Annotated in this window: 22 protein-coding genes and 1 pseudogene; 7 read left to right on the top strand and 16 right to left on the bottom strand. The window is 58.2% G+C overall.

Features of this window, described 5'->3' with window-relative positions; all coding sequences use genetic code 11:
* Positions 1–538 precede the first annotated feature (538 nt).
* The 10 genes and pseudogenes from ACVWZJ_RS09065 to ACVWZJ_RS09110 form a co-directional block, all read right to left on the bottom strand.
* A complete protein-coding gene (locus tag ACVWZJ_RS09065) occupies positions 539–1,342 on the bottom strand; it encodes an RNA-guided endonuclease InsQ/TnpB family protein (protein WP_457395896.1) in 804 nt (267 codons plus the stop codon).
* Positions 1,343–1,348: 6 nt separating this feature from the next.
* A complete protein-coding gene (locus ACVWZJ_RS09070) occupies positions 1,349–1,762 on the bottom strand; it encodes a hypothetical protein (protein ID WP_457395867.1) in 414 nt (137 codons plus the stop codon).
* Positions 1,763–2,310: 548 nt separating this feature from the next.
* Positions 2,311–2,826, bottom strand: a complete 516-nt coding sequence (locus ACVWZJ_RS09075; protein ID WP_457395869.1) for a gamma-glutamyl-gamma-aminobutyrate hydrolase family protein — start codon at positions 2,824–2,826, stop codon at positions 2,311–2,313.
* A gap of 167 nt (positions 2,827–2,993) precedes the next feature.
* The gene (locus ACVWZJ_RS09080) at positions 2,994–4,058 is read right to left on the bottom strand and encodes an ABC transporter permease (RefSeq protein WP_011431976.1); all 1,065 of its coding nucleotides are present in this window, start codon (positions 4,056–4,058) and stop codon (positions 2,994–2,996) included.
* A 43-nt stretch (positions 4,059–4,101) separates the two neighbouring features.
* The gene (locus ACVWZJ_RS09085) at positions 4,102–5,880 is read right to left on the bottom strand and encodes an ArnT family glycosyltransferase (protein ID WP_011431977.1); all 1,779 of its coding nucleotides are present in this window, start codon (positions 5,878–5,880) and stop codon (positions 4,102–4,104) included.
* A 170-nt stretch (positions 5,881–6,050) separates the two neighbouring features.
* Positions 6,051–6,234 (bottom strand): annotated as a pseudogene (locus ACVWZJ_RS09090) (hypothetical protein); the annotation flags it as partial.
* Between the two features lie 4 nt (positions 6,235–6,238).
* A complete protein-coding gene (locus tag ACVWZJ_RS09095; protein ID WP_049749549.1) occupies positions 6,239–8,083 on the bottom strand; it encodes a DUF2254 family protein in 1,845 nt (614 codons plus the stop codon).
* Between the two features lie 27 nt (positions 8,084–8,110).
* Positions 8,111–9,607, bottom strand: a complete 1,497-nt coding sequence (ftsY, locus tag ACVWZJ_RS09100; RefSeq protein WP_011431979.1) for a signal recognition particle-docking protein FtsY — start codon at positions 9,605–9,607, stop codon at positions 8,111–8,113.
* Positions 9,608–9,710: 103 nt separating this feature from the next.
* Positions 9,711–10,538, bottom strand: coding sequence for an LmeA family phospholipid-binding protein (locus tag ACVWZJ_RS09105; RefSeq protein WP_011431980.1), 828 nt, complete (start codon positions 10,536–10,538; stop codon positions 9,711–9,713).
* A 68-nt stretch (positions 10,539–10,606) separates the two neighbouring features.
* Positions 10,607–11,020 carry a hypothetical protein gene (locus tag ACVWZJ_RS09110; RefSeq protein WP_457388252.1) on the bottom strand — a complete coding sequence of 138 codons (414 nt, stop codon included), beginning with the start codon at positions 11,018–11,020 and terminating at the stop codon, positions 10,607–10,609.
* A gap of 381 nt (positions 11,021–11,401) precedes the next feature.
* Here ACVWZJ_RS09110 and ACVWZJ_RS09115 point away from each other — a divergent pair, with 381 nt between their 5' ends.
* On the top strand, positions 11,402–11,767 hold the full coding sequence (locus ACVWZJ_RS09115) for a hypothetical protein (protein WP_041436106.1): 366 nt from the start codon (positions 11,402–11,404) through the stop codon (positions 11,765–11,767).
* Positions 11,768–11,886: 119 nt separating this feature from the next.
* On the opposite strand, the gene ACVWZJ_RS09120 is transcribed toward ACVWZJ_RS09115, so the two are convergent.
* Complete coding sequence (locus tag ACVWZJ_RS09120; protein WP_011431982.1) at positions 11,887–12,840, bottom strand: M48 family metallopeptidase; 954 nt, start codon at positions 12,838–12,840, stop codon at positions 11,887–11,889.
* Positions 12,841–13,012: 172 nt separating this feature from the next.
* On the opposite strand from ACVWZJ_RS09120, the gene minC reads away from it, so the two are divergent.
* The 4 genes from minC (at position 13,013) to ACVWZJ_RS09140 (ending at position 17,690) form a co-directional block, all read left to right on the top strand.
* Positions 13,013–13,747, top strand: a complete 735-nt coding sequence (gene minC / locus ACVWZJ_RS09125) for a septum site-determining protein MinC (RefSeq protein ID WP_011431983.1) — start codon at positions 13,013–13,015, stop codon at positions 13,745–13,747.
* Positions 13,744–14,550 carry a septum site-determining protein MinD gene (gene minD, locus ACVWZJ_RS09130; RefSeq protein WP_457395873.1) on the top strand — a complete coding sequence of 269 codons (807 nt, stop codon included), beginning with the start codon at positions 13,744–13,746 and terminating at the stop codon, positions 14,548–14,550. The genes minC and minD overlap by 4 nt, the downstream gene beginning before the upstream one ends.
* A 91-nt stretch (positions 14,551–14,641) precedes the next feature.
* Complete coding sequence (minE, locus tag ACVWZJ_RS09135; protein ID WP_011431985.1) at positions 14,642–14,944, top strand: cell division topological specificity factor MinE; 303 nt, start codon at positions 14,642–14,644, stop codon at positions 14,942–14,944.
* A 397-nt stretch (positions 14,945–15,341) separates the two neighbouring features.
* Positions 15,342–17,690 (top strand): cation:proton antiporter domain-containing protein, encoded by a 2,349-nt coding sequence (locus ACVWZJ_RS09140; protein ID WP_457395875.1) that lies wholly within the window; start codon positions 15,342–15,344, stop codon positions 17,688–17,690.
* On the opposite strand, the gene ACVWZJ_RS09145 is transcribed toward ACVWZJ_RS09140, so the two are convergent.
* The 5 genes from ACVWZJ_RS09145 to ACVWZJ_RS09165 form a co-directional block, all read right to left on the bottom strand.
* Positions 17,668–18,036 (bottom strand): gamma-glutamylcyclotransferase family protein, encoded by a 369-nt coding sequence (locus tag ACVWZJ_RS09145; protein ID WP_414329655.1) that lies wholly within the window; start codon positions 18,034–18,036, stop codon positions 17,668–17,670. The two genes, ACVWZJ_RS09140 and ACVWZJ_RS09145, sit on opposite strands and share 23 nt — an antisense overlap.
* A 42-nt stretch (positions 18,037–18,078) precedes the next feature.
* On the bottom strand, positions 18,079–18,690 hold the full coding sequence (plsY, locus tag ACVWZJ_RS09150; RefSeq protein WP_041436109.1) for a glycerol-3-phosphate 1-O-acyltransferase PlsY: 612 nt from the start codon (positions 18,688–18,690) through the stop codon (positions 18,079–18,081).
* Positions 18,691–18,912: 222 nt separating this feature from the next.
* On the bottom strand, positions 18,913–20,841 hold the full coding sequence (gyrB, locus tag ACVWZJ_RS09155; RefSeq protein ID WP_457395878.1) for a DNA topoisomerase (ATP-hydrolyzing) subunit B: 1,929 nt from the start codon (positions 20,839–20,841) through the stop codon (positions 18,913–18,915).
* A 201-nt stretch (positions 20,842–21,042) separates the two neighbouring features.
* Positions 21,043–21,582 carry a ribosome maturation factor RimM gene (gene rimM, locus ACVWZJ_RS09160; protein ID WP_011431990.1) on the bottom strand — a complete coding sequence of 180 codons (540 nt, stop codon included), beginning with the start codon at positions 21,580–21,582 and terminating at the stop codon, positions 21,043–21,045.
* Between the two features lie 12 nt (positions 21,583–21,594).
* Positions 21,595–22,560: an SPFH domain-containing protein gene (locus ACVWZJ_RS09165; RefSeq protein WP_011431991.1), complete on the bottom strand. Its 966-nt coding sequence runs from the start codon at positions 22,558–22,560 to the stop codon at positions 21,595–21,597.
* 206 nt (positions 22,561–22,766) lie between these two features.
* Here ACVWZJ_RS09165 and ACVWZJ_RS09170 point away from each other — a divergent pair, with 206 nt between their 5' ends.
* Both ACVWZJ_RS09170 and ACVWZJ_RS09175 read left to right on the top strand, forming a co-directional pair.
* Positions 22,767–23,789, top strand: a complete 1,023-nt coding sequence (locus ACVWZJ_RS09170) for an NAD(P)/FAD-dependent oxidoreductase (protein ID WP_011431992.1) — start codon at positions 22,767–22,769, stop codon at positions 23,787–23,789.
* Positions 23,790–23,860: 71 nt separating this feature from the next.
* On the top strand, positions 23,861–24,961 hold the full coding sequence (locus ACVWZJ_RS09175) for a polysaccharide deacetylase family protein (protein ID WP_011431993.1): 1,101 nt from the start codon (positions 23,861–23,863) through the stop codon (positions 24,959–24,961).
* The last annotated feature ends 101 nt before the right edge of the window (positions 24,962–25,062 follow it).

The raw sequence follows: 25,062 nt of genomic DNA on the forward strand, positions 1-25,062 counted from the left end.
AGTGCTCCGCACCGCTGGCGCGAAAGTGCTCCGCACCGCTGGCGCGAAAGTGCTCCGCACCGCTGGCGCGAAAGTGCTCCGCACCGCTGGCGCGATCGACAGCAATAGAGTCAGCCACCTCATTCGCAGGAGTTCCGAACTGGCGAGCCCACTCGATTGAATGCGAACCGTAGGCTCTCAGAAGAATTGAACTGGCAAAAAAAGTTAAAGCACTTGCGAAAACTACCCTGCCCACCCTTTTTTTCATATCCTTCAAGTCCCCCCTTGCCGACTAGGGCAGCACCGCCTAGAGCCTAGCATGGGGCAGCTTTCTGCTGGCTACTGGGGTGTTGAGCTGCCGCAGAGGGATCCCGCCCTGGCAAAGCCTCAGCCTAACGAGCGTATTTGAGTACCAAGACATCTTTCATGCCCGCAAGGACTCCGTCCCGCTGACGCGATCGGGGTTGGTCAGGAAAGGCTCCCCAAGTTACCCCCGCCACCCAAAGATTTCCCCTTCTATCCGAAGCAAGAGAACCGATCCATTGACATTCTCTCCCGCCTAAAGGCGAGGGATTCTTTCCCGGTTTGTGAAACGACTTTCACTTGCCGGGCTACATTGGGCGTGAGGCCAATACCTCAACCCAATGGGGGATGCCATCACCCCAACTACTGGGACATCGAACTGCCCCAGATACTTCCGTCTCAAATTCACTGCACCCACACCGTCGCGGTGAAACCTAAAGCCACAGGCTCGGCAATGATACTCCCTACCACTGGGCTTGTGGAGCATGTTGCAGCGCGGGCACTTCTGCGAGGTGTACCGCTCCTCTTGCAACACCACCCGCATCCCCAACTGCTCTGCCTTGTAGGTGAGCATCCGCCGCACCTGTCCCGACAGCATTTGGTGGATTTTCTGGTTGGCTACCTTGTTGTACTGGGCCGACCGCCGGATATCCCGGATGTCCCCAATCACAACCGTCTGCACGCCTCTTGCTTGGAGCGTGGAGACCAACCTGGTCGTCTGCTTGTGGAGAATGTCCGCCATCTGCTTTGCCAGCCTAGCTAACTGACGCTGCTTAGAACGAACTAACCGCTTCCACCGCCGTGAGTCTCTCTTCTTGCGAGCCATTAGCCTGGAGAGCTTGCCCTTCAGCTTGTTCTGGTAACGCCTTTGGGAACGCAGCAACCGCCCGTTGGCTATGAAAGTTTCCTTCCCATCGTGGGCAACGGCCAGATGCACTTCTCCCAAATCCACCCCTGCCACTTCCCCGGCCTTTGGTGTTTCCTCTTCTTTCCTCTCCGCCTGCCGTTTGCTGGGGTCGTAGCAGGCCCGCAGCTCGTACTGCTTGCCGTCCCAGCCGATTTCTACTTAGACTGGAGTCTCCCACGCCCAAGAAATGACCACAGGCGGGTTGGTCTTGCCGTTGGAAAGAACTAACTTCCCACCCCGAACCCTAATGGCAGAGGACTTCCAGATGACCTTGAAGTAGCGCCGCCGTCTTTTGGGGGGCTTGGCGGTGGGGTCGCTGTTGCGGCGGCTGCGCCAGGATTTCAGGGCAGCACAGAAGCTCTGCACTACGGCGTCAGCACTGTGGGCATGGAGCTCATTTTCTGGGCTGTTGGGGAACCAGCGCATTAAGCTTGCGGGTTTCAACCACAAACCTTTTTTACGGACTACCCGCCAAAAGGAAACGAGGGTTTGGGAATACAGCTGGCCTGCTGCCAAAGCCAACTGGTGCAACTGTGGGGAAGTTCCTAACTTGAGCCTGCGGACGCGATACACTTACTTTCACCGGTGCCCCAACTAAGACAGACTATAGCGCTCTGCGCCGCCGCAGGCGTCCGCGAAAGCGTCACGTAGCGATGAAGTAAAAGCCGCCCTTAAGGGCAGGGCTTGCAACCCAGTTTTCTTGGTCAGGGGTTCTAAACTGGTGGCTCCAGAGTTCATTGCCGATGGCATCGTAAAGGCGCACAAAGGCATCGCTAGGCAACTGACCCGGTCTGCTCGGGAAGAGTTCCACTCGCCGCAGGCACCCAAAAGAGCTGAGCTGGCAAAAGCCAGCCCTAGAGAGACAACCCTCTCCAGCGGTCGCTCCCTGTTCATATGCCCACGGCACCCTGACGGGAAAGGACTCCGTCCCGCTACCGCGTTCGCGTTAGCGTCGCGTAGCGACAACGGCGCTTCTTGACAAGGGGGCACCGCCTAGAAGTTAGCACGGGATAACTGACGGGATAACTGTTGGATGATTCTCCAACGGCAGGACTGTCCTCTGGCCGGGAACCTTCCTCAGGCGACTTGGGGTACGGGCTCAGGGTTGGGCAGCAGGCCAGCTAGGCGCGGGGAAAAACGCAGTGCTGCCTGCACAAAGGCTTGAAACAGACGGAAGTGCAAGGACTCCGTCCCGCTGACGCGAAAGGACTCCGTCCCGCTACCGCGAACAGCTTGCCGCCACTGACCACATTTAACAATTGCATCCCCCGGCAAATGCCCAAAACAGGGATCCCCTGGGCCAGCACGGCCTGAGCCAAGGCCACCTCAAATCGATCCCGCTCCGCGTTCACATAGCGCACCTGGGGATGTTGCGGATCCTCTCCAAAGGACTCCGTCCCGCTACCGCGAAAGGTGCTGGGGCAGAGGTCGCCGCCACCGGTCAACACCAGGCCATCCACCCAAGACAGCAAAACCTGGGGCTCGCTTTCGCCTGGGGGAAAAAGAACAGGGATCCCTCCGGCAGCACGAATGGCATCCACATAGCGGCCTGGCGCTACAAAGTCTCCCTCGTCATTGCGGTTGCGGGTGGTAACGCCGATGAGCGGTCGATTTGAAAAAGGGGATGTCCGATTCATCCTTCTACGATAACCTTATTTCCCGATGTTGATGGTGCTATGCCTACGGCAGAGGAACCGCACCACTGTCCTGAGCAGAAAAATCCAAAGTTTTCCCCCGCGATAGGAGTTAAATCTCGTTGTTGCGCAACGCTAACGCAAAGGGATCCCAGAAATCGCCGAAGCCATTAACCTTTCCCAAGGAAGTAGCGGCGGCTGATCCCTTGGGCCAGCAAGACGAACAACACCAGGGATCCCTGAATCACACCGGCCAAAGAAGACTCCAATTGCAAAGAGAGAGGCAGTTGCAAGCTGCCGATGTTAAGACTGCTGAAGAAAAAGGCAATCGGCAAAATCAGCAGGGGGTTAAAGCCTGCCAGCATCACCACCAACAAGGCCAGAAAGCCCAAATTGCTGGAGATATTGGGGATGAGGCGATGGAACAGAGCCAACACCTGCAAGGCGCCCGCCAGCCCTGCTAAGCCCCCACAGCAGGCAAATGCCATGAGCAACCTGCGGGTAGCCGGGATCCCCAACCGGAAAGCAGCTACAGGGTTTTTCCCCACCGCCCGCAACTGCAGGCCGAAGCGAGTGTTGCCCACCACCAGCACCGTCAGGGCCAAAGCCAACAGGGCCAGCAGCAACGCCACCGGACTGGCCTCTGACCGCCCCCAGGTGGGCAACCACAGACGGGGATCCAACACTTCCGTCCCGCTCATGGAAGCCACCCCCGGCCTTTTCCAAGGGCCGAAGATCAGGTAGAGCACCCAACCTTGGGCAACAAAATTCAGCCCCAGCCCAGCGAAGATCTCGTTGACCCGCCCCCACACATTCAGGATCCCAGCCAACAGGCCCCAGCCCGCCCCCCCCAGGATCCCGGCCAAAAGCGCCAAGGTAATGGCCAGTGGCGGCGGCAACCATCCCGCTTCCAGACGCACCAGAAACGTGGCCGCAATTGCCCCGACCACCATTTGCCCTTCGATGCCCAAGTTGTAGAGACCGGCAACAAACGTAAACACCAGCCCACAGCAGCAGAGGACAAGGGGAGCCAGCGTTGCCAAAACCCGGCCAAACTGAGCTTCAGTGCCGAAGGCCCCCTGCCACATGCTGGCCGCCACCTGGAGAGGTGAAGCCCCCGCCAGCAGGATCACCCCCGCCACAAATAGCAGCGCTGCCAGCCAAGCCAATCCCTGGATTACCCAGGTACGCTCTAGAGACACCCACGACCGGCCCGATTCCGCTATTCCCGCCATGCTTTAACACTTCCTAGGATTCTTAAACTTAAGATTTTTAAACTCAAAGAGGCTCCCCGCTGCCCTGCTCCAAGAGGGGATCCAAACGGCGCACCAGTTGCCAGCCCTCCACCTCCGCCAGAGGTTGTAACCCCAAATCCCGGATCTCCACCTGTTCTGCCTGCACCGGAGATACCCAAAGGTAGTCTCCATGCTCCCCTCGTCGCAGAGCCTGATCATCCACCCATCTCCCCGGATTAGGGGTATAAAAAGCGATGGCCTGGGCCTGACAGACATCCGGCAAGCCGCTGCGGCCAATATCCACCACCGTCTCCCCAGACTCTGTCGAGGACTCCGTCCGAATAGCGCGAACGGACGGGGGCAGCATTTGGTTCCAATCCATTTGGGCAAAAGCAGGGCTGAAGTTGCCGAAATCAGGCCGCAAGACGATGGTGATCATGGCGAGGATCCCGGCCAACAAGAGGATTCCCACCCACAGCTCGCCGGCGCAGCGCAACACCCGCCACCAACTCCAGATCCCCGGCAGCAAGAGGTACAAAAGACCCATCGCCACCAGCGGCCAAGCGTGGGATTGCAGAAGCTCCAGACCGTCTACGCCCAGCCGGACGGCCACCCCCAAACCCAACAGCAGCAGCCCCACCGCTGCCAGGCCCCAAGAGATCACCTGAGCCAGACGGGGCTTTAAGTGCAAGGACTCCGTCCCGCTAACGCGATCCGCACCGCTGACGCGACCCCGCATAGCCAACGCTTGATCCAAGGCTACCCCGGCCAAGAGAGCCAGCCAAGGGTAAAGCTGCACGGTGTAGTAGGGGGTTTTGGTGGGATAAAGCTGCAACAACAACAGCAGCAGCAGGGGGAAAGACCAGATTAGCAGCGTGGATCCCGGCTGCTGGCGCACCAGGAGAAAGCCACCCACCAAAGCCAAAACCGTCCACGGGAAGCCATGAACGGGAATGTGCCAAAAGTAGTACCAGCCGGTGGCATCCGCATGGAAGGGCTCTTGCCCCAGATCCCACACCTTCCCCACCAGGGTGGTCAGCACCTGTGGGCCATACACCTGCATGGCTGGACCTAGCCAGAGGCCAAAAATCCCCAAGCCCAGCCCAAGCGCCAGCCAAAATGGGGCGGATCCCATCCAGCGGCGCCGTTGCTGCACGAGATAGGGGATCAAAGCCGCCCCCGGCAGCAGGATCATGGCACTTTTCATCAGCAGGCCCAGCCCGAAGGCCACTCCGGTTAGCCAAAACCAAACCCTGTGGCCGCGGATACCGTTGACCAGCCCCAGGATCCCCAGCAGCTCCAGAAAGGTCAAGGGCACATCCTGCCCCACCAGCCGCCCCTGCTGCACCCAGAGGTAGCACAGGGGCAAAACCGCCATCCCCAAAAAGGCCGCCCGCATCGGCAAAAAAAACCACCCAATCCAACCCACCAGGGGAATGGAGAGCAAAGCAGCGAGGATCCCTGGCAGCCGCGCTGCCCACTCGTTTACCCCGTACAGGGCAAAACTGAGGGCCACGCTCCAGGTGAGCAGAGGGGGTTTCTCGAAAAAAGGCTCCCCCAAAAAAGTGGGCCCCAGCCAATGCCCTCCCCGCAGCAGCTCGCGGGCCATTTGGGCATAAAAGCTCTCGTCGCAGCCGGCCAAACTGGGATCCGCCCCCGAAAGCACAAACAGAGGCACTGCCAGGCCCATGACTAGTAGGCTTAGGCCCCAAAAGGGCACTAGGTGCGGGTCGCGGCGAAACTGAACGAAGGAGCTGGATCCCGGCAGGGATCTGCGGCTAGGAGAACTGCCCAGACGGTTGGGGTTGCCGAAAGGACGCATGGGACTCCGTCCCGCTAACGCGATGGGACAAGTCAGCAAGGGGCGGCTCTAACCAGACTAGACAAGGACTCCGTCCCGCTTACGCGAGCGGCAGAATTTTTTAGGGAAGCTCCAGAGATCCAGAGGAGCTGATACATTTACGCTGAACACTGCTGAACATCACTGTTCAACTATGCAGCGATAGCATTCTGTTTGTTTCCAACCAGAATGGCGGTATCCCGCAAAGCTTTGAGTAGAATACCCAAAGCGCAGTTTCCGTGTCGTCTTACTACCAATTTTCTGCTTTGCTTTGGCTACCATGTTGGCAGACTCGAAAGTAAACAGAAAGATCAACTGGTAGTAATCCGTACTGAACATATTATACATTATTTTCAGTATAGTTGAGCTTATTATTGACTAGAGTCATGCTCTTCAGCTTATCTGCCGGCAAGGTTAAGCCCTGAAACCAGCTAAAAAACTGCAAGGACTCCGTCCCGCTGACGCGAAAGGACTCCGTCCCGCTTACGCGATCGGCATAGGGCCAAAGAGCGGGCTCCAAGTAGTAGAAGTTCTCCCCCCGGTCGGTAAACTCCCAAAACTCTGCAGCCGTAGAGAGCAGCTCTTGGTGGATGCTCTGCAGGCGCGCCAGGGGCTCGTGCTGCATATCCTGATAGATCAGCCTGGCCCAGTCCTCCCGGCCACGACTGAGGAAATAGGCTGCCAAGCGGACTTGGGTTTTGCGGATCCCACGCAGGGTGGTTTCCTGTTGCTCGCTTTCGGGATCCTGATCCAGACGTAACAAGGCTTGCACAATGGCTTCCGTTGTTTCAGAGCCCAGAGCACAGCTCGACTGGGCCAACATTCCCAGATCAAAGCCAAAGGTTTCAGATAGGAAAAAGAGGCCAGCTTTGTAGGCAATTAAGCTGTAGTAGCGAAAGTAGCCAACAATCTGCAAGACCAGAGCCGACTGGCGGTGTTGTAGGGCTGCCTCGGCCAACAAGCGGTACTGCTTGAGCAGGTTGTAGCCGCTGCGGATGTCTCGCGCGTTGATGACGGCCCGCAGATAGGTGTTGAAAAACTTGATCACCCACCCCGCTACCGTGAGTTGTTGGGCTTCCAGGGCGCGGATCCCCAGCTCCCGGCTGTGAATGGCCACCAGGGTGCTCGCCTGGCGCATGCCGTTTAGCCCCTCGGCAAACAAGGCTTGATACTGCCGCAGTATCTTCAGCTCCAGCCAGGATCCCTCTGCCTCGATCCGGCCCAGCAGGCCCCTATCCACCGAAGCAAAGTCCGGATCCCGCCGCAGAGCCGGGGTAAAGAGAAACCAGGCAGGGGGCAGTTGTGCTTTGTGAGCAGCATAGAAGACCCACAGAGACTTCAAGCTGTCCAAGGCTTCCAGGAGAATGCTCCCCTCCTGCTGACGGAGAGCACTGGTGGCGATGCTTTTGATTTCATCCAGAGCCGAGAGGCAGCGCTGATGAGCTGGCGAGCATTCGCCCATTGGAGAGTGCTGCTCTGTTGCTATGCCTACGGCACCCTGTATTCCTGCGCATCGCTGTTGCTGCACAACGTTGTCGTGACGAGGCCGCAGTTGCAGTGAACAACGGGAGAAATAGCCCCTCTTGGATCCGGAGTCCGATCCTGATCTCCTGGAAGCAAGGGATCCCAAAACGGCCTGCCGCACCTGCTGCTCAATGCGATGGATAATCGAGGCCGGTTGCAAGAAGTGAAACACGAAGCGAAAGTAGGGGATCAGCACCAAAAACGAGGCTGTGCCCAGCAGCAAATTCAGACCGATGAGCAGCCCCAGACGTTGTTGCTCCACACCGCCGACGCGAACGTAAAGGCTCAGGGCTGCCGAACTCCACAAACTGACCACATTGGCCAGAATCAGGAAAAAGAAGAGGTAGAAATTGACTTTCTCGCGCAAAAACAGCTCCGTGACCTTTGGCGTGAAGCGATCCGCGCTCAACTGCACCACAATGGCCACCACCGAGAGGGTAAAGCCCAGCACCCCCGACAACACCTGAGCCAAGGTGGTTACAAATTCCTGCAAAGCTTCTGTATCCTGCGTGGATCCCGCCCGAACCAGGTTCAACCCGCTCTGGATCCAGCGGTGCCCACCCCAAGCCCAAAGCAAACCTGCCCCCACCACTGCAGCACTCCAGGGCAGAAAGCGGGGGCGACGCCCAACAAAGCCTGGATCTGTGTGTCTCTCTTTCACAATGGCCCTTCTCAGAGAGGGGGTGCCTCAATACTCGCTTAGAAGAGCTTCCACAAACTCGTAGCTGGAAAAAGGCCGCAGATCTTCTAGCCCCTCGCCGGCGCCGATAAAGCGGATGGGCAGGTTCATCTGCTGCGTAATGGCCAGGGCAATCCCCCCCTTGGCGGTGCTATCCAGCTTAGTCAGGATCACACCGCTCAACTTGGCAGCCTCGGCAAACACCTCGGCTTGGCGCAACCCGTTTTGCCCTTGGGTGGCATCCAGCACCAGAAGGCTTTCTACTTTGGCTTCGGGAGCTTTTTTGTCAACGATGCGGCGGATCTTGGCTAGCTCGTCCATCAGGTTTTTCTTGTTTTGCAGACGGCCTGCCGTGTCCACCAACAGCAACTCGGTGCCCCTGGCCTTGGCGGCTGTGATGGCGTCAAAAACCACCGCTGCCGGATCGGCATTGGGAGAGGGATTGGCGATTACCTCTACCCCTGCTCGCTCTGCCCAAACCTTGAGCTGCTCCACAGCAGCAGCCCGGAAAGTATCAGCAGCAGCAATCAGACAGCGGTATCCAGACTTGCGGGCGACATGGGCAATTTTGCCAATGGTGGTGGTTTTGCCCGCCCCATTCACCCCGACAATCAGCCAAATGTTGAGCGTGTCCCGTTGTGGGGCAAAGGTGGGATTCCCCACCGTCAACATCTGCCGCATCTGCTGCTTGAGGTATTTGACGGCCTCCTCTGGGGGCACCACCTCCTCTCGCATGCGCTTTTGTAGGGCTTGGATGATCTGCTCGGTGGCGTCGATCCCCACATCGGCCTGCAGCAACAGGGCCTCAATTTCTTCCACAGCCTTCTGATCCAGGGGGCCGCGGCCTACCAGGGCTTTCAACTGGTTGATCAGGTTAAGGCGAGTTTTGCCCAAGCCTCGCCGCAGCTTTTGCAGCCAGGAGATTTCCTCAACGGAAATCTCTTCCGGTTTGCGCCCTTGGGCCGCCAGGATCTCGGCTGACCAGCGGAAGCCCTCATCGAAGACCAGCTCTTCCGGCCCAGTCTCTGGAGAAGGAGCAACGGCTGGAGTCACCGGCTCGGGTTTGGGCTCATCCACGGCGCTGGCTTGCAGGGCTTGGAGACGCTCAGCAGCACGGGGAGCCAGATCGAAAAACGAGGGAGCTGCCGCCGGCTGCACAGGGGGCGATTCTGGAGATGCTGGTTCTTGTGTTGGAGTGGAGGACTGGACGGGTTCACGGGGTTCTGCTTGGGCAAGTGGGCCGGAGTCCTCAGTCGAGGCCGGTGGCTGTGGCTGGACGGATTCTGCAGGGATCCCTTCCGCTGGCGCAGGTGGGACAGAGTCCTGGGTTGCCGGTGGGGCTTGGGCAGCGGTACGGGCCTTCAGGTTGGCATAGGCGGCTTTGGCGAAGGCCAAATAGTCTTCCGGGGAGATCTCCGCCGGTTCCGGGGCCGGTGGCGAAGGCTCTGCTTCACCAGAAGAGTCGGTAGAGTCGGTATAGCGGCGGCGAAACCAATCGAAGGCCATAATCCCATCTCCAGCCTGGCTGATCTTTATCCAGTTTGACAGAGCAGCTCTCCTGCTAGAGCGCAGCCCTGGGGAGCTCATCCCTGCTCAATGGGGATCCCCGTTAGCGGGACGAGGTCCTTTCCAACCCTTCCACCCGCACAAACCCAATCACCTGCAACTGGTCAGGCTCTATCTCTAGGCTGAGCACCCGCATCAGGATCCCAATCTCTTCCAGCTCTTGCAGGTCAAGCACCTCATTGAGCCCGCCCAAAAACGCTGCTGAGATCTCATCGGGAACCCGCACAGAACCGATCACAAACTCCGGATTCTCCAGCTTTAGGCTGCGCCCTTCTTCCACGCGGATCCCGGTGTTAAACACCACCTCCACCGCTCGCGTTAGCGGGACGGAGTCCTTTTGCTCAGTACCGCCGTCTTTCTCCACCAAGAGGGCAGAGAGCTGAATGCGGCTGGGATCCAAAAACTCGACGCGGGGCTGACGCAGATCAAAACGGCGAGCTTCCCTTCCAGCTCCCCCAAAAGGCAGATCGGCGCGGATATCCTGAAACTGGCGGAGCACCTCCGGCTTGTTGAGGGCAGCATTCAAGTCCTCTTCCCGCACCAACACCCGTACCGCCGCTTGCAGAGGTCGCGCCAGGCGCAAGGGAGCCCCCTGGAAAAAAGAGGGGTCAATTGCCACCGGATCAGTTTCCAGCTCCAGAAGCTCGATGCGGGGAAAGGGCGCTCGATAGAGCCCGCGACCGGCGATCAGCAGGCGATCCGCTTGGCCATTCAGCAGCCGGTAATTGGGCTGGCTTTGGATGCGCACCTCCAAAACCTCTGCCCGATCCAACTGATCCAACAGAAGCTGCCGCGCCGTCTGATCCGCCAGATAGCCCGCTCCTCCTCCCAAGCCCGCCAACAGCCCCAAGAGAACCGCCAGGATCTCCATGCTCACTGCCCTGCTGTGCCCTAACCTAGGTTAGCAAGGGGATCCCTGGCCCCCCTTGGGGATCTGGGCTAGCGCAGCACCTTGAGGGGGCTGGCCTCAATGGGTCGGTTGCCCATAAAGGTTTTGGCAATTTTCAGGCCATCGGCCATTATCGGCCGATTGAGCGCGGGGTCATGGATGAATTTGGCGCCAGAGGCAACCGTTGGGCGTCCCTCCCCCCAAGTGTCCACGACTTTGAGAGTTGCAGCAGCAACTGGACGTCCGTCGGCATAGTAATCCACCACTTTCAGGGTCGAAGCCCCAACCGGACGGTGGTCAATCTCAATTTCGCTGAACTTGACAGGGCTGGGAAACACGGGCGGGCCGGATTTCTCCCCCAGCAGTACCGGCATCTGAGCAGCCGCAGAGGCCCCATCAGCAGGCAGGGGAGCCAGGTTTAGAGCGTTACCCGTTTGCGTTAGCGGGAGGGCGTCCTTTCCCATAGAAGAAGCCTCTTGCTCTGGAAGCGTGCCGGAATGACCATTTGGAACGGCCATAAGAAACTCCTGAGTTGGTAGAGATAATGAACAAAACAGGACGGGAAAGGGCAGGAAGCTAGATCCCAGTGGAGCGCTGCAGAAGAGGGATATCCTTGGCAGGGCTAAAGGTTGGCCTCCCCAAGTTCAAATGAGTGAGACTGAATCTCGAATCTAAAAATATTCTAAACCAAAGTTTGGCATGGGATCCGCCGGCTGTGACCCAACGGTTCCTGAGACGATGCCGGCCAGTCGCGTTAGCGTTGCGCAGCTATGACGTCCTCTTCGCTTCAGCCACTCCCTGGCAAAATCCAAAGCGGACGGTACACTAGTGAGTTAGCAAAGTCTATGGCAGGGATCCCCTATTCCTATTGGCGCTGGGCAAGGTGGGCTACACCGGCTCTGTGGGCGTTGCTGCTTTTGTCTGCTCCTGCGGCTTGGGCTTCTGCCCCGGATGCGCCCCCATTTGACTTGGGTGTCGTCCGCTCCCGTTCTTTGCCGTGGAGACATCCTCTCCTTGTTCCCGAGCAGAAGGATCCCATCCCAGCCACTCGCGTTAGCGGGACGGAGTCCTGGGTTGAGGTCGAGGTGACAGAGCATCCCTTTCTGGAGTTCACCCTTGAAGAAAGCAACGCAGCTATTGCCCTATTCGGCTGTGATTGCCCGGCCCACCTCAACCAGTTGCGGAGACTGCGTGGCCTGCCTTTGCTGTGAAGCATAGCTCCACCAGTAGCCATCCCCGACCAAGAAACACAGGAAGTCATCAAGGCCAAAGATTGGGAGCGAGAGCCATTTCAGCCGGCCTTGGGCAGAAGGGATCCCTCTGTGCCGAGTTAGGGCAGGACAGGGAGTAGCGGCAGGATCTCAATCTCGGTGCGTTGGGTTTGTTCGGGGGATCCGGAGGGCCAAATGGAGCCGCCGGAGCCGTGGAGTGGAACGGTCTGACCGGCTGGGCTGACCATGCCGTGCTGAATGATGAGCTGGTTGAGGCGGGCAATGCGCTCCGAGACGGGGGGATGGGTGCGCAGGAACTCTGGCACAGATCCGCGGGATTGCAACTTGGCCAAAAATTGCGGCATGCCCTGCGGGTCAAACCCGGCGCGATAGGCTGCCCCCAGACCTTTTTCATCGGCGATAAACTCGTTCTCACGGCTCTGCGGGCGCCGTACTCCCAATTCCAGGGCCAGAGCGGCCAGGGTACTGTCGTTGAGCCCCAACAATTGAGCCCCAAACTGGGCAGTGGCAGCCTGCTGCAGTTGTTGCAGGCCGTGGCGTTCGCCGATGTGAGCCACCTCGTGGGCCAGCACGGCGGCAATCTGGTCGTCGTTGTCGGCGGCTGCGAGGGCACCAGTGGTGATGTAGACAAAGCCTCCCAGTGTGGCAAAGGCGTTGATGTCGGGATCTTCCACCACTTGAAAGGTGTAGGGCAGATGGGGCCGTTCGCTGTGGGCGGCCACCCGTTGGCCAATGCGGTTCACCCGCTCGACCCAGTAGGGATCCGAACTGAGGCGAAGTTGTCCCCGCGCTTTCAGTTGTCGATCGATCTGGCGGCCTAAGCTCACCTCTTGGGCATCGTTCAACTGGCTCACCTGCAGCCACTGAAGGCCATGAATCAGCAAACGGCCCAGATCTTGGGCATGGGCAGGGGATCCCATCCCAGATGCCGCAAGAATGCTGAGTAGGGCAATGGCGACCGGTCTCACCGCGCGAGAACTCCACCCCTTGGAGAGGAGAGGATCCTGTCCTGCTGGCGCGAGCAGCCTGAGGGTGTGGCGAGGTTTCAACATCAGGAATTGGCTCCATCAAGTACCCTCAAGTTAGCGATCCCGAAGCAAGATTGTCCTGCCACCCAAGCGAAACCGCTTTGCTATCAAGGGCAACCGCCGAGAGAGTTTCCCCTGGCTTGGGGGAATGGAATAGGATAGGGCTCTATATTCAGGCAGACGTTTAAGGGCGGTCATGACGGGATCCCCTACATGGAACCCTGAAATCTCCTCATCTCCAGACTCCTGGGCCACGGGCAGCGTTTACTTTCGGTCGGATGCCCAGGGGATCCATCTGCACTTGCCCAGCACCTTGCCTTGGGAGGAGCTTTGGGAAAACCTGGTTTGGCAGTTGCGCAGCCGCAAACCCTACTGGGCCGGAGTCGCTCCCCTCACCCTCTGGAGCCAGCAGCGAGAGCTGGACATGCCCACCCTACAACTTCTTGCTGCCCTATTGTCTCAGCATGGACTGCAACTGTGGCGCGTTCAAACTCGATCCCGCTCGACAGCGATTGCAGCAGCGACGTTGGGGTATTCTGTGGAGCAATCTTCCCTTTTGGAGGCAGTTCCCCTTGCTCCCCCAGACACCACACCTCTGTACCTACGTTCGACAGTGCGCTCTGGCATGTCCGTGCGTCACAGAGGATCCGTATTCCTGTTGGGGGATCTCAACCCCGGCGGCGAGATCATTGCCGGAGGAGACGTTTGGGTTTGGGGACGCTTGCGGGGCCTGGTTCACGCGGGGGCCGACGGCGACAAGGGAGCTGTAATTTTGGCTTTGCAGTTGGAGCCCACTCAGTTGCGCATTGCCGATCAAGTGGCCCGTCCGCCAGAAGGTGGATCCCTGCCCAACACCCCTGAAGTGGTTTACCTGCAGGAGGATGTCATCTGCGTCGCCAGCCTTCAGGATTTTCTGCGGAGAGGAGTATGAGCCGAGTCATTGTCATAACCTCTGGTAAAGGTGGAGTCGGCAAAACCACCGTGACGGCCAACCTGGGCACTGCCTTGGCGCGCTTGGGTCGCTCGGTGGTGGTGGTGGATGCAGACTTTGGCCTGCGCAACCTGGACTTGCTGCTGGGGCTGGAGAATCGGGTGGTGTACACGGCCCTAGAGGTGATCGCCGGGGAATGTCGCCTCGAGCAGGCTTTGGTGAAAGACAAGCGCACCCCCCATCTCTCGCTGTTGCCGGCAGCCCAAACCCGCAACAAAACGTCGGTGCATCCGGATCAGATGCGCCAGTTAATCGAGAAGCTGGCCAGCAGCCATGACTATGTGCTGATCGATTGTCCTGCTGGGATCGAACAAGGGTTTCGCAATGCCATTGCCGGGGCCAACGAGGCCATCATCATCACCACCCCAGAAGTGGCAGCGGTGCGGGATGCAGATCGCGTGGTGGGCCTGCTGGAAGCTGCACAGATTTCATCGACTCAGCTGATTGTTAACCGCCTGCGCCCGGACATGGTGGCAGCCGGCCAGATGATGTCGGTGGAAGATGTGGTGGAGGTGCTGGCCATCCCGTTGGTGGGTATCATTCCAGAAGACCGCGAGGTGATCGTCTCCACCAACAAAGGGGAGCCCCTGGTTCTCTCCGCCAATCCAACTCTGGCTGCTCAGGCCATTCAGCGCATTGCCCGACGGCTGGAAGGGGAAACAGTGGACTTCCCCAAGATGGCCAGTTTGGGCGAGTCCTTTTGGGAGCGGGCCAAACGGTTTTTAAACCAAAAGGTGCTCTGACGACTGTTCCATCTCTAATTCATCCAGGTTGCAATGGCAATTTTGACCTGTTTACAACTTTCACAACTGAGTAACAAAGCCAACAAAACCTATGCTCCTCGATTTTTTGGATCAGCTTTTTTCTCGGCACTCCGGCAACAGCCGCCAGCAAGCCAAGCAACGGTTGAAGCTGATCTTGGCCCATGACCGCGCTGACCTCACCCCGGCGGCGCTGGAATCAATGCGCCTGGAGATTTTGGGGGTGGTGTCCCGCTATGTGGAGCTGGATTCAGAAGGGATGCAGTTTCACTTGGCCACGGAAGGGGGAACGACTGCTCTTATTGCCAATCTGCCTATCCGTCGCGTTAAGCCCTTAGAGACCGGTCTCAGCCGCTCAGAAGGCGAGAAAGCCTAGAAGGGGAGATTTCTGGCAGCATGTTAATTGGCCTTCATTCCAACAGGGCTCCCAATGCCAGAGTGGTCGTCAAGCTCGCTCTGTGATAGGTTGAGGTAAGTCGTGTGTACTGTAGAAAGAGTGGAGCTGGGTGTAGCTTTTGCAACTTTATGGAGCCAGCACACAGAGGTTAACTAAATGTTAACTCTGCATGTTCGAGCTCATGAACTGCTGACGTGATGGGCAGAGCCACCTTGACGATTGGAGACTTTCCAGCAGTCTGTATTGGCGTTAGCGTTGCGGAGTAATAACGACGTTAACGATGGAAACAAAACGATGGAAACAATGAGAGGGTTGGCGTTCAGTAGCTGGAAAGGTAAGGGCTCCGTCCCGCTATTGCGTTCGGTTAAGCCTCAATATGCAAGATTCATTTGAGCTGACGATCCTGTTTACGCTAGCCCTGGTGGCTGGGATCGCTGCTCAGGTGCTGGCCAATTTTGTCAAAGTGCCCAGCATTGTATTCCTGCTGCTGTTTGGCCTGTTGCTGGGACCAGATGGTTTGGGCTGGGTTCATCCCCAAGTCATGGGATCCGGGCTGGAAGCGCTGGTGTCGTTGGCGGTGGCTCTGATCTTGTTTGAGGGGGGACTGAACCTGCGGCTGCAACGTCTCAATCCGGTATCCGATAGCCTGCGCAATTTGGTTTTGTTGGGATCCCTGCTGACCCTGGTGGGGGGAGCGGCAGCAGCTCACTATCTGGGGGAGTTTCCCTGGCGGCTGGCTTTTTTGTTTGGATCCCTGGTGGTGGTGACGGGGCCGACGGTGATCAACCCTATCCTGAAGCGGGTACGAGTCGATTCGGCAGTCAGCACCCTCCTGGAAGGAGAAGGGGTGCTCATCGATCCCATCGGGGCCATTTTGGCGGTGGTGGTGCTGCAGGTGGTGCTCTCTGGCCATCCCAGTTTTCTCATGGCCTTGGAACAGTTGTCCAGCCGTCTGGCCATCGGGTCGGCGGTGGGAGCGCTGGGGGGCTGGCTGATGGGATCCTTCCTGCTTTGGTCGCGGCAGTTTTTAACCGAGGAGCTGCGCAACTCGGTGGTGATGGCGGGGGCCCTGGGGGTGTTTGCCTTGGCCCAGTCGCTGCGATCGGAGGCGGGGCTGATGGCAGTGGTGATGGCGGGCCTGGTGGTGCGGCAGAAGGCGGCCATTGCCGAGCGGGGTGTGCGGCAGTTTCACGGCCAGTTGGTGGTGTTGGCCATCTCGGTGATCTTTATTTTGCTTACCGCCACGCTCTCCCTCAAGGCGGTGTTTGCCCTGGGCTGGGGATCCCTGGCCACAGTGCTGTGTTTGATGCTGGTCATCCGTCCCTTGAGTGTGTGGCTGTGTACCTGGCGCAGCGACCTGAATTGGCGGCAGAAGCTGTTTGTGGCTTGGCTGGCTCCTCGGGGCATTGTGGCGGCTTCGGTGGCCTCCTTGTTTGCCATTCTGCTGACAGAACGGGGCATTACTGGGGGGGATGCCCTCAAGGCGCTGGTGTTTTTGACCATCTCGGTGACGGTGACGGTACAGGGGCTGACCGCGGCTTGGGTGGCCCGTTGGCTGGGTCTGGATCAGGGCAGTTCCACCATAATCATCGGCGATCATCCCCTCACCAACCAATTGGCCCAGTTGATGCGCTCGCTCAACCAGACGGTCGAGGTGATCCCGTTGGTTTCTGGGTCTTCCAAAAATGGGCACGGCAGCTACAAAGCTCCCCACCCAACAGACGGTAAGGACTCCATCCCGCCATCCCGTAAGTCCTCCACATCCCTGTCAGGAACGCCGAAGCGTCGTCCAGCAGATGGCTTGCCCCCACAACTTCATTCCTCTGACGGCAACGGCACCCACAAGTCTGCCCCAAGCCAGGAAGTCGGCAAGCCAGAAGCCATCCCCGGATCCCTGCAGGAAGCTGTACTGAACGAGTCTGCTTTGTTGAAGGCCGATATCGACCATGCGGAAACTCTGTTGATCCTGACTCTGGATCCGCAGGTGAACTGGGCCATTGCCGAGTTGATGGTTAAGCTCTCGGTTTCGGCCACCATCTGGACGGTGTTGCTGCCGGATATGCCTATCTCAGAAGGGATCCGCACCTTGCAGCCTTCCTTCCCCCAACTGCAGCGCTGGGCCGGCTATCTGGAGGCCAATCGGGCCGAGCTGCGCTCGATCACCCTACCCACGTTGGCGGACTTGGGCCTGCCTCTCCCTTTATCGCTACGTGACGCTTCTGCGAATGCGGCCTCAACCCTGCCGGAGGCAGTGCGGAGCAATAAAGCTGATGTCTTGACGGCTCAAGAGTCGTTCCCGACAGCGGTGCGGAGCGCTTTTTCAGCACCAGCGCTGCCCAATCCCTTCCTGGCCCAGATGGGACTGGAGGATCCCACCCTTGAACGGCTGCGGGATCAGTTTGCCTATCGAATCAAAGCCGATCTATGCCTGCCCTTGTTGTTGGTGCGCCCGCAGCGGCTGAGGAGCGGCTCATCTCGACCGGGTCGGCTCTTCTACCTGCCTGAGCCAGACATTTGGCGACGCGGGGATCGCATCTACTACCTGGAGCGCGTTTCCAGCCCTGTGGATGCCGGTGCTCTCTCCGCCAAAGAGTCTGATTCCCAAGAATGGGATCCGTCGGCAGCCGTTCGCGTTCGCGACAGCGGTGCGGAGCACAACAGTGGGATAGAGTCTTTGTTGCCGCCCCAGTATGTTGAGGGCGTCAAGCTCCACTTTGATCTCTAGCCAGCCAGCGGCCACTGGGGATGAGGGAACACCCCTGCACCTGCTCAGGCCGACCCAGATAAACCCAAGCAAAGGTGCCGCTATCCAGTTGCACCCACTGCCGTTCGTACACCCGCGGGTGGTCTTCCAGTTCGTCCAATCGGGGCAATAGACTCAAGGGGATGCGGTAGCACTCGCCGTAGAGCCGGTTTCGGCCACGAACTGCCATCGGGTAGGGGCCGAGACTGTAAAGATCAATGTGGTTGAGGCTGTCTGTCCCCAAAAATTCTGCCCCCTGCAGCAAGCTGTGGTATTGGCCGCCCCGCAGCAGGGATCCGTAGACAAAAACCACTGTGGTCGGTTGCATAGCGTTGCGGAGTAATACAGCTGCTTCACAGTGCCTTGAAAATTAGGGAGATTGCGTCCATTTTTGGCCAATGCGCGGCTCCGACCCAGCCAGTAGGCGCTCGATGTTGCGCCGATGAGCACCGATCACATACACCCCGCCCGCCAACGCAAACAACAAATAGGGCAAAGGTTGAGCTGTTGCCCACATCACCACCGGAGCCGCCACTGCCGCCAGCAGGGAGCTGAAGGAAACGATGCGGGTGAGGGCGAGCCCCAGCAGCCAGACGCCGAAAGTTGTCAGGGCTACCGGCCAAGCCATAGCCAACAAGATCCCCAGGCTGGTGGCCACCGATTTGCCCCCCCTGAAGCCCAGCCAGCAGGAACGGCTATGGCCGATCACCGCGAACAATGCTGCCAAAACCACCCACCACGCGGATCCCAAGGCCGATCCCAGAGCCACTGCTGCTGCCCCCTTGGCAGCATCCACCAGCAACACCAGCAGGGCGGGCCCCTTGCCCAACGTCCGCAACACATTGGTTGCTCCGGTAGAGCCGGATCCCTGTTGGCGAATATCGATGCCTCCCCACCAACGACCTACCCAGTAGCCGGTTGGAATGGATCCCAGGAGATAGCCCCCCAGCACCGCAAGAAGAGCCGTAAGCAATGCAGGCATAGCAGGATCTGGAACGCTCTTCCCTCACTTTGCCACAGGGTCTGGGCTGCAACTGGGATCTTGCCCCGTCCGGGAGCTTTTGGCTGCTCGCGGCCTCGTCTGCAACACCGTCACGGTTTCCCTTAGCACCGTCGCGTCAACGTTGTGGAGCAACATAGGGCGCTGCAGACATAGCAACAACCCCGGCAGGGGCGGGACGGAGTTCTTTCTCTAAATATCGCTCTAGATATCGAGGGCTGTCAGATCCAAATGGGCACTGTGGGCCTCAATAAACTCCCGTCGGGGACCAACAGCATCTCCCATCAAGATGGTGAAAATGCGATCCGCCTCCACCGCATCTTCGATGGTGATTTGTTTGAGGGTGCGCGTTGCCGGGTTCATGGTGGTCTCCCAAAGTTGTTCAGGCATCATTTCCCCCAGACCCTTGAACCGTTGGATGGTGTACTTGGTGTTGGCAGGCAACCCCCGCAGGATTTGGTCTTTCTCGGCGTCGCTGTAGCAATAGCGAACATTGTTGCGACCCCACTCGATTTTGTAGAGCGGCGGACAGGCGATATAGACATAGCCCTGTTCCAGAAGCGCCTTTTGATAGCGGTAGAAAAAGGTCAGCAACAGGGTGCGAATGTGGCTGCCGTCCACGTCAGCATCGGTCATGAGGATGATGCGGTGGTAGCGCAGTTGGCTGGGATCAAATTCATCCCCTTTCACTCCCAAACCCAGCGCTGTGATCATCGCCTGAATTTCGGCGTTTTTGTAGATCTTGGCGGGATCCGCCTTTTCAATGTTGAGGATCTTGCCGCGCAGGGGCAACACCGCCTGAAACTGCCGATCCCGACCTTGTTTGGCGCTGCCCCCTGCAGAGTCGCCTTCCACCAAATACACCTCAGACTCCGCCGGGTCGCGGCAACTGCAATCGGCCAACTTCCCCGGCAGCGTGGAAGATTCCAGGGCAGATTTGCGCCGCACCAATTCTCTGGCCCGCCGGGCTGCCTCGGCAGCATTGAAGGACTGGATGGCCTTATCGACGATCCCCCTGGCCACGTTGGGGTTGAATTCCAAGTACTCCGTGAGCGCCTCGGAGACGAGGGTTTGCACAATGCCCCGCACCTCGGTGTTGCCCAACTTGGTTTTGGTTTGCCCCTCAAACTCGGGGTTAGGCACCTTGACCGAGACGATGGCCGTCAACCCCTCGCGCACATTTTCTCCAGCCAGGTTGCTGTCGGAGTCTTTCAGCTTGTTGAGCTTGCGGGCTTGGCTGTTGATGGTGAGGGTGAGAGAGGTTTTCAGGCCCTCTAGGTGGGTGCCTCCTTCGTTGGTGCGGATGTTGTTGGCAAAGCCAATCAAAGTGTCGGTGTACACATCCGAGCACCACTGCAGGGCCACTTCCACCTCCACCCCATCCCGCTCCCCTTGGATGTAGATGATGTCAGAGTGGATGGGCGTTTTTTCGTGGTTGATGAAGGCCACATATTCCTTGATGCCGCCTGCATATTGATAGGTTTCGCAGTGAGGCGGATCCCGCCGCAGATCGCTGAAGGTGATTTTCAAGCCGGCATTGAGGTAGGCCAACTCGCGAAAGCGGGCCGCCAATACGGCATAGTCAAACTCTCGCTCGGGAAAGATCAGCCCATCCGGCTTGAAGCGCACCTCTGTACCCCGCCGGTTGGATCCCTTGGGTTGGGGTTCAGATTTCAGGGATCCCACCACCGCCCCGCGCTCGAACCGTTGAAAGTAAACCTTGCCCTCTCGCCAAACCGTCACCTCCACCCATTCGGAGAGGGCATTCACCACCGACACGCCCACCCCGTGCAGCCCACCGGAGACTTTGTAGCCGCCACCGCCAAACTTACCCCCCGCATGCAACACCGTCAGCACCGTAACCAGGGCCGACTGCCCGGTTTTGGGGTGGATGTCCACCGGAATGCCGCGGCCATTGTCCAAAACGGATACCGAGCCGTCGGGATGCAGGCTGATCTGAATATCATTGCAATAGCCGGCCAGGGCCTCATCCACAGAGTTGTCCACCACCTCGTACACCAAATGGTGCAACCCCTTCGGCCCGGTGGAGCCAATGTACATGCCAGGCCGCTTGCGCACAGCCTCCAAGCCTTCCAAAACTTGGATCTGCTCTGCACCGTAGTTTTCCGTCATTCCCAACTCCAATTCCGAAGAAGGCTCCCGGCCAAGATCAACAGAAACCCAGAAAAATTGACCTTAAAGGCCAGGAATCAGCTTATCATCAAAAAACTGTCCCCATGATAGCACAAAAGGCTAGAACGGCCACACAGACGCTTCTGAGGGCCAAGTTCAGGATGGGATGCAGGTACGGAAGTCAGGCCGTCTTGCCGAACTCTAACCCAGAAAGCTCTCCACCAGCCCCGGCGGCGGCTGCACGTGAAGCGCGCCTTTTTCCAAGTCCACGACAGGCACCAGGGCTTTCACAAAGGGTATCAACACCTGCCGATGGTCAGAGGTCGTTATCTCCAGCACATCCTGGCCGGCTGCCAAAATCCCCGAAACCTGTCCCAGCAGCTCCCCTTGGTGATAGACGGCCAAGCCGATGAGATCGCGGTAGTGGTACTCTTCCGGCTGCAAGGGCAAGCGGTGGGAAGCCGGTACCAGCAGCCTAGCCCCCACCCAGGTCTCAGCCACCGTTCGATTGGGGATCCCTTCCAGTCGCACCAAATAAAGACCCTTAGCCGGGAAAAACTGCCCCTCGATCAAGGGGTGCAGCAGGGGCTCGGGATCCGTATCCCGCTGCAACCAGCGTGGTCCAGGCTCTGTGAAGCGCTCTGGAAAATCCGACCAGCACCTAACCCGCAGCCAGCCCCGCAAGCCGTGGGCCGCCACCACCTGTCCCACCAGCAGCCAATCGGGATCCCGGGCCATCATGGTCGGTCAAACTCAGTCGAGCCGCGGAAAGTCCACTTCGGTTGGGAAAGAAGCCGGGGTACGCAGCTTCTGAGAGGCCGCCGCGCGAGATCCTTCCCCACCCTTGGCCACGTCCACCATGGAGAGCAGCCCTTGCAGGGTGCCAGGGATCGAATTGGGATCCATGAAGATTACCTTGGCGCTGGGACTGCTGCCTACCTTGAAGCCCATGTCGATATAGTTTTGCGCCATCAGGTATTGCAACGCATTGGCTGCCTCTGGATTCTCTTGCAAAGTGGCGGCGATGGTCTTGATGGCTTCAGCCGTGCCCTCAGCCAACAGCAGCCGCTCCCGTTTCTCCGCTTCTGCCCGCAATAGCTGCGCCTTGGCGGCCCCAGCCGCTTGGTTGATGCTGGCCTGCTGCTCCCCTTCTGATTTCAGAATGGCGGCCCGCTTCTCCCGCTCGGCAGCCATCTGCTTTTCCATCGAGTCTTGCACAGTCTTAGAGGGTTGAATGTCCCTGACTTCCACGCGGGTGATCTTGATCCCCCAGGGATCTGTGGCCTCGTCCAGCTCTGTCAAAAGGCGGGCGTTGATCTCGGCGCGGGAGGAAAAGGTTTGATCCAAATCCATGCGGCCAATTTCTGCCCGCAGAGCCGTCAGCACCAGGTTAACCAAAGCCCGCTGCACGTCCTCCACCGCATAGCGGGCCTTGATCATGTCGGTGATGCGCCAATAGACCACCGCATCGGCCATCAAAGAGACGTTGTCGCTGGTGATGCACTGCTGAGGAGGCACGTCCAACACCTTCTCGCGGATGGTTTCCTGGAACACAATCCTATCGATAGGGGGAAGAATAAAGTGCAATCCTGGGGTCAGCTTGCGATGAAACCTGCCCAAACGCTCCACCAATGCCTCATACCCCTGGCTGATGATTTTGACCGAGTTGAACAGGTAGCCGACAAAGATCAGGGCAATGGCCGCTAAGATACCTGGCATAGGGCTTTTCTCCTAAGGGGGAGTTCAGTCCCCATTCTAGACGGTTGCTGGGACTGCTCCCTTAGCTCGATCACATCTCAACAGAAACGCGATGGACCAAGTATGATCTGCAGCTCTGCGGAACGTCTGGAGCTTCTTAAGATTTTTCGGGCCGCAACCGACAACTTGAGGCCACCCAGCAGAAGTCTGGTGAGGGGATCCCGTCTATGAAACTGAGCAGCAGGAATCTAGAAGTTGCTTTGAACAAAATCTATGACGTGATTGTGGCCGGAGGGGGAGCAGGGGGGTTGTCGGCGGCAATCTATCTGGCCCGTTACGGACTGAGTTGCCTGGTGGTGGAGAAGGGCAGAGGCCGCTCTTTTTGGATGCAGGATTTGCGCAATTATCTGGGATTGCCTCCGACCACTCCCGGACGAGAGCTGTTGCGACAGGGAACAGAGCATGCCCTCAGCTTGGGGGTAGATTACCTGCGCGGTTTTGTGGAAGATGCCACCGATGAGGGAGACCTCTTTGCGGTCAAAGTCAAGGTGGGAAAAATGAACAGCCTCTACCCCGTTTTTCGGAGCAAATATTTGATCGCGGCAACCGGCATTATGGACGAGCTGCCTCAGTTGTCGGATATGCAGAATGTTTACGACTACGCGGGCTATTCACTGCATGTCTGTATGATCTGCGACGGCTATGAAATGCGGGATCAAAAGTCAGTGTTGATCGTCAATTCGGAAGATCGGATCAATACAGCTTTTGTCCTCAACTGGTTTACACCCTATATCTCGGTGTTGACCCACGGCCTCTGCTCGGTCGGCCCCGACATGCGCAAAAAACTGGCGGATCATGGCTACCCCCTCTACGAATCTCCTATTCGCCGCTTTCTTGGAGAAAACCATCAATTGCAGGGTGTGGAGTTGGAAGATGGCACTTACATCGAAGCAACTACCGGCTTGGTGGCGATGGGCGCCAGATACCACAATGCCTATTTGAAAGGGATCCCCGGCTTGAAATGGCAAGGGGAAAACCTGCTAACCGACGAGTGGTGTCGCACTGATCATCCGCGGCTGTTTGCGCTGGGCGATTTGAAGCAGGGCCTGAACCAAGTGTCGATTGCGGTTGCCGATGGTACCTTAGCTGCCACAGCCATTTGGCGGGACATCCGACGGGCCTCGCCTGCACGTAAATGGGAAGAGCGGCTGCTCTCGGCACCCAGAAGCCCAGCAGGGCCTTCCGGTTAAATTGATGGGCTCTATCGAGCTCAGGTAGCTTCTGTCCTATAAAATTGGTTGCGAAGGCTTAAGCCATTCCTATGCACTCTCTGAAAGCGTTGAAAGCGTTGATATTTTGCCTAGCCTTCCTACTGGTTGGACTGATCTACTACTGCACGGTAGAGGCCCAGCCTCTTTTTGAGCTGAACCTGACGGCCACCTCGGAATACAACCTCATTCTCCCCATCGAAAGCATTCGGGTGGTGCGCGGCGCCAATCCCCAAGATTTGCTCATTTATCTATCAGCTCCTTCTGCAGCCTGGATCCATCAAGAAGAGGTGAACGGGCACTATTTGATTGACATCCCCTACGGAGTCATTACCCGTACAACAACCGTCGAGATTGCCTCGGATCTGCCCTATCGACTGAGCTGGGGCAACCAAAATGAGCAGACGGGGCGACTGTTGATTACCCCTGCTCCCCCTCGTGTGGAGGTGTTTCTGCAGCATAGCTGGATCCCGGATCCCGACTTTCTCGATCCGGCAGAAAATACTCAACCTTTGCAACTGCCCTTGGAAGAAATGCTGGGGCCTTTACTGGAGGTGCCGCCTCGTTCTGCCTTTCTGACCATTGACGATGGCCCCTGGCCTCAGTCTACCCCCCGACTTTTACAGGTTTTGGATGATCTTCAGATCCCGGCCACTTTCTTTGTTATCGGCACCCACGTTTCCCGATTTCCTGAATTGGCTCAATTGATCCAGGCCCATCACCACACCATAGCCAATCACACTTTTACCCACGATTATCAACGTCTCTACGGAAGCAACGAGCTGTTTTATGCTGAGGTGGATCAGACAACCCAACTGCTCAAAACGCTGAACTTGGATCCCCAACTGGTTGTTCGCCCACCGGGAGGTTTTCGCCTAGATTCTGCTTTGCGTCGCTCTCTGGAGCAGGCAGGATATCGAGTTCTTTACTGGAACATGAGCCCGGAAGATGCTTACGCGGGCCAAAGCGCAGCCCAACTTTTGGAGCGTGTTCGAGCTCAGTTGCCGGCGATCCAGGCTTCCGATCAGCCCCTGGTTTTGCTGCTCCACGATCGCTGGCCCCACACTGCAGAGGCCCTGCCGGATATCGTCGCCGCCATTGAAGGGGCGGGCTATCGCTTTTTGCCTTGGCCGGCCTTCAGGGATCCCGTTTGAAGGGCTGGCAACAGGTTTTCTGGCTTGAGGACTCCGACCCGCCTTTGCCGGCTGGGGATGTTCAAAGAAGGGCTGCATCTCGCTCAGCTCAGCAGCGTTGC

The organism is Thermostichus sp. OS-CIW-29, from assembly GCF_054058195.1.

Bases quoted from the DNA above. Each gene is read 5' to 3' on its own strand.
- minC (WP_011431983.1), top strand. From the start codon at position 13,013: ATGACGGGATCCCCTACATGGAACCCTGAAATCTCCTCATCTCCAGAC.
- ACVWZJ_RS09085 (WP_011431977.1), bottom strand. From the start codon at position 5,880: ATGCGTCCTTTCGGCAACCCCAACCGTCTGGGCAGTTCTCCTAGCCGC.
- ACVWZJ_RS09145 (WP_414329655.1), bottom strand. From the start codon at position 18,036: ATGCAACCGACCACAGTGGTTTTTGTCTACGGATCCCTGCTGCGGGGC.
- ACVWZJ_RS09105 (WP_011431980.1), bottom strand. From the start codon at position 10,538: ATGGAGATCCTGGCGGTTCTCTTGGGGCTGTTGGCGGGCTTGGGAGGA.
- minD (WP_457395873.1), top strand. From the start codon at position 13,744: ATGAGCCGAGTCATTGTCATAACCTCTGGTAAAGGTGGAGTCGGCAAA.
- ACVWZJ_RS09170 (WP_011431992.1), top strand. From the start codon at position 22,767: ATGAAACTGAGCAGCAGGAATCTAGAAGTTGCTTTGAACAAAATCTAT.
- rimM (WP_011431990.1), bottom strand. From the start codon at position 21,582: ATGATGGCCCGGGATCCCGATTGGCTGCTGGTGGGACAGGTGGTGGCG.
- ACVWZJ_RS09115 (WP_041436106.1), top strand. From the start codon at position 11,402: ATGGCAGGGATCCCCTATTCCTATTGGCGCTGGGCAAGGTGGGCTACA.
- gyrB (WP_457395878.1), bottom strand. From the start codon at position 20,841: ATGACGGAAAACTACGGTGCAGAGCAGATCCAAGTTTTGGAAGGCTTG.
- ftsY (WP_011431979.1), bottom strand. From the start codon at position 9,607: ATGGCCTTCGATTGGTTTCGCCGCCGCTATACCGACTCTACCGACTCT.
- ACVWZJ_RS09075 (WP_457395869.1), bottom strand. From the start codon at position 2,826: ATGAATCGGACATCCCCTTTTTCAAATCGACCGCTCATCGGCGTTACC.
- minE (WP_011431985.1), top strand. From the start codon at position 14,642: ATGCTCCTCGATTTTTTGGATCAGCTTTTTTCTCGGCACTCCGGCAAC.
- ACVWZJ_RS09140 (WP_457395875.1), top strand. From the start codon at position 15,342: ATGCAAGATTCATTTGAGCTGACGATCCTGTTTACGCTAGCCCTGGTG.
- plsY (WP_041436109.1), bottom strand. From the start codon at position 18,690: ATGCCTGCATTGCTTACGGCTCTTCTTGCGGTGCTGGGGGGCTATCTC.
- ACVWZJ_RS09165 (WP_011431991.1), bottom strand. From the start codon at position 22,560: ATGCCAGGTATCTTAGCGGCCATTGCCCTGATCTTTGTCGGCTACCTG.
- ACVWZJ_RS09175 (WP_011431993.1), top strand. From the start codon at position 23,861: ATGCACTCTCTGAAAGCGTTGAAAGCGTTGATATTTTGCCTAGCCTTC.
- ACVWZJ_RS09110 (WP_457388252.1), bottom strand. From the start codon at position 11,020: ATGGGAAAGGACGCCCTCCCGCTAACGCAAACGGGTAACGCTCTAAAC.
- ACVWZJ_RS09120 (WP_011431982.1), bottom strand. From the start codon at position 12,840: ATGTTGAAACCTCGCCACACCCTCAGGCTGCTCGCGCCAGCAGGACAG.
- ACVWZJ_RS09080 (WP_011431976.1), bottom strand. From the start codon at position 4,058: ATGGCGGGAATAGCGGAATCGGGCCGGTCGTGGGTGTCTCTAGAGCGT.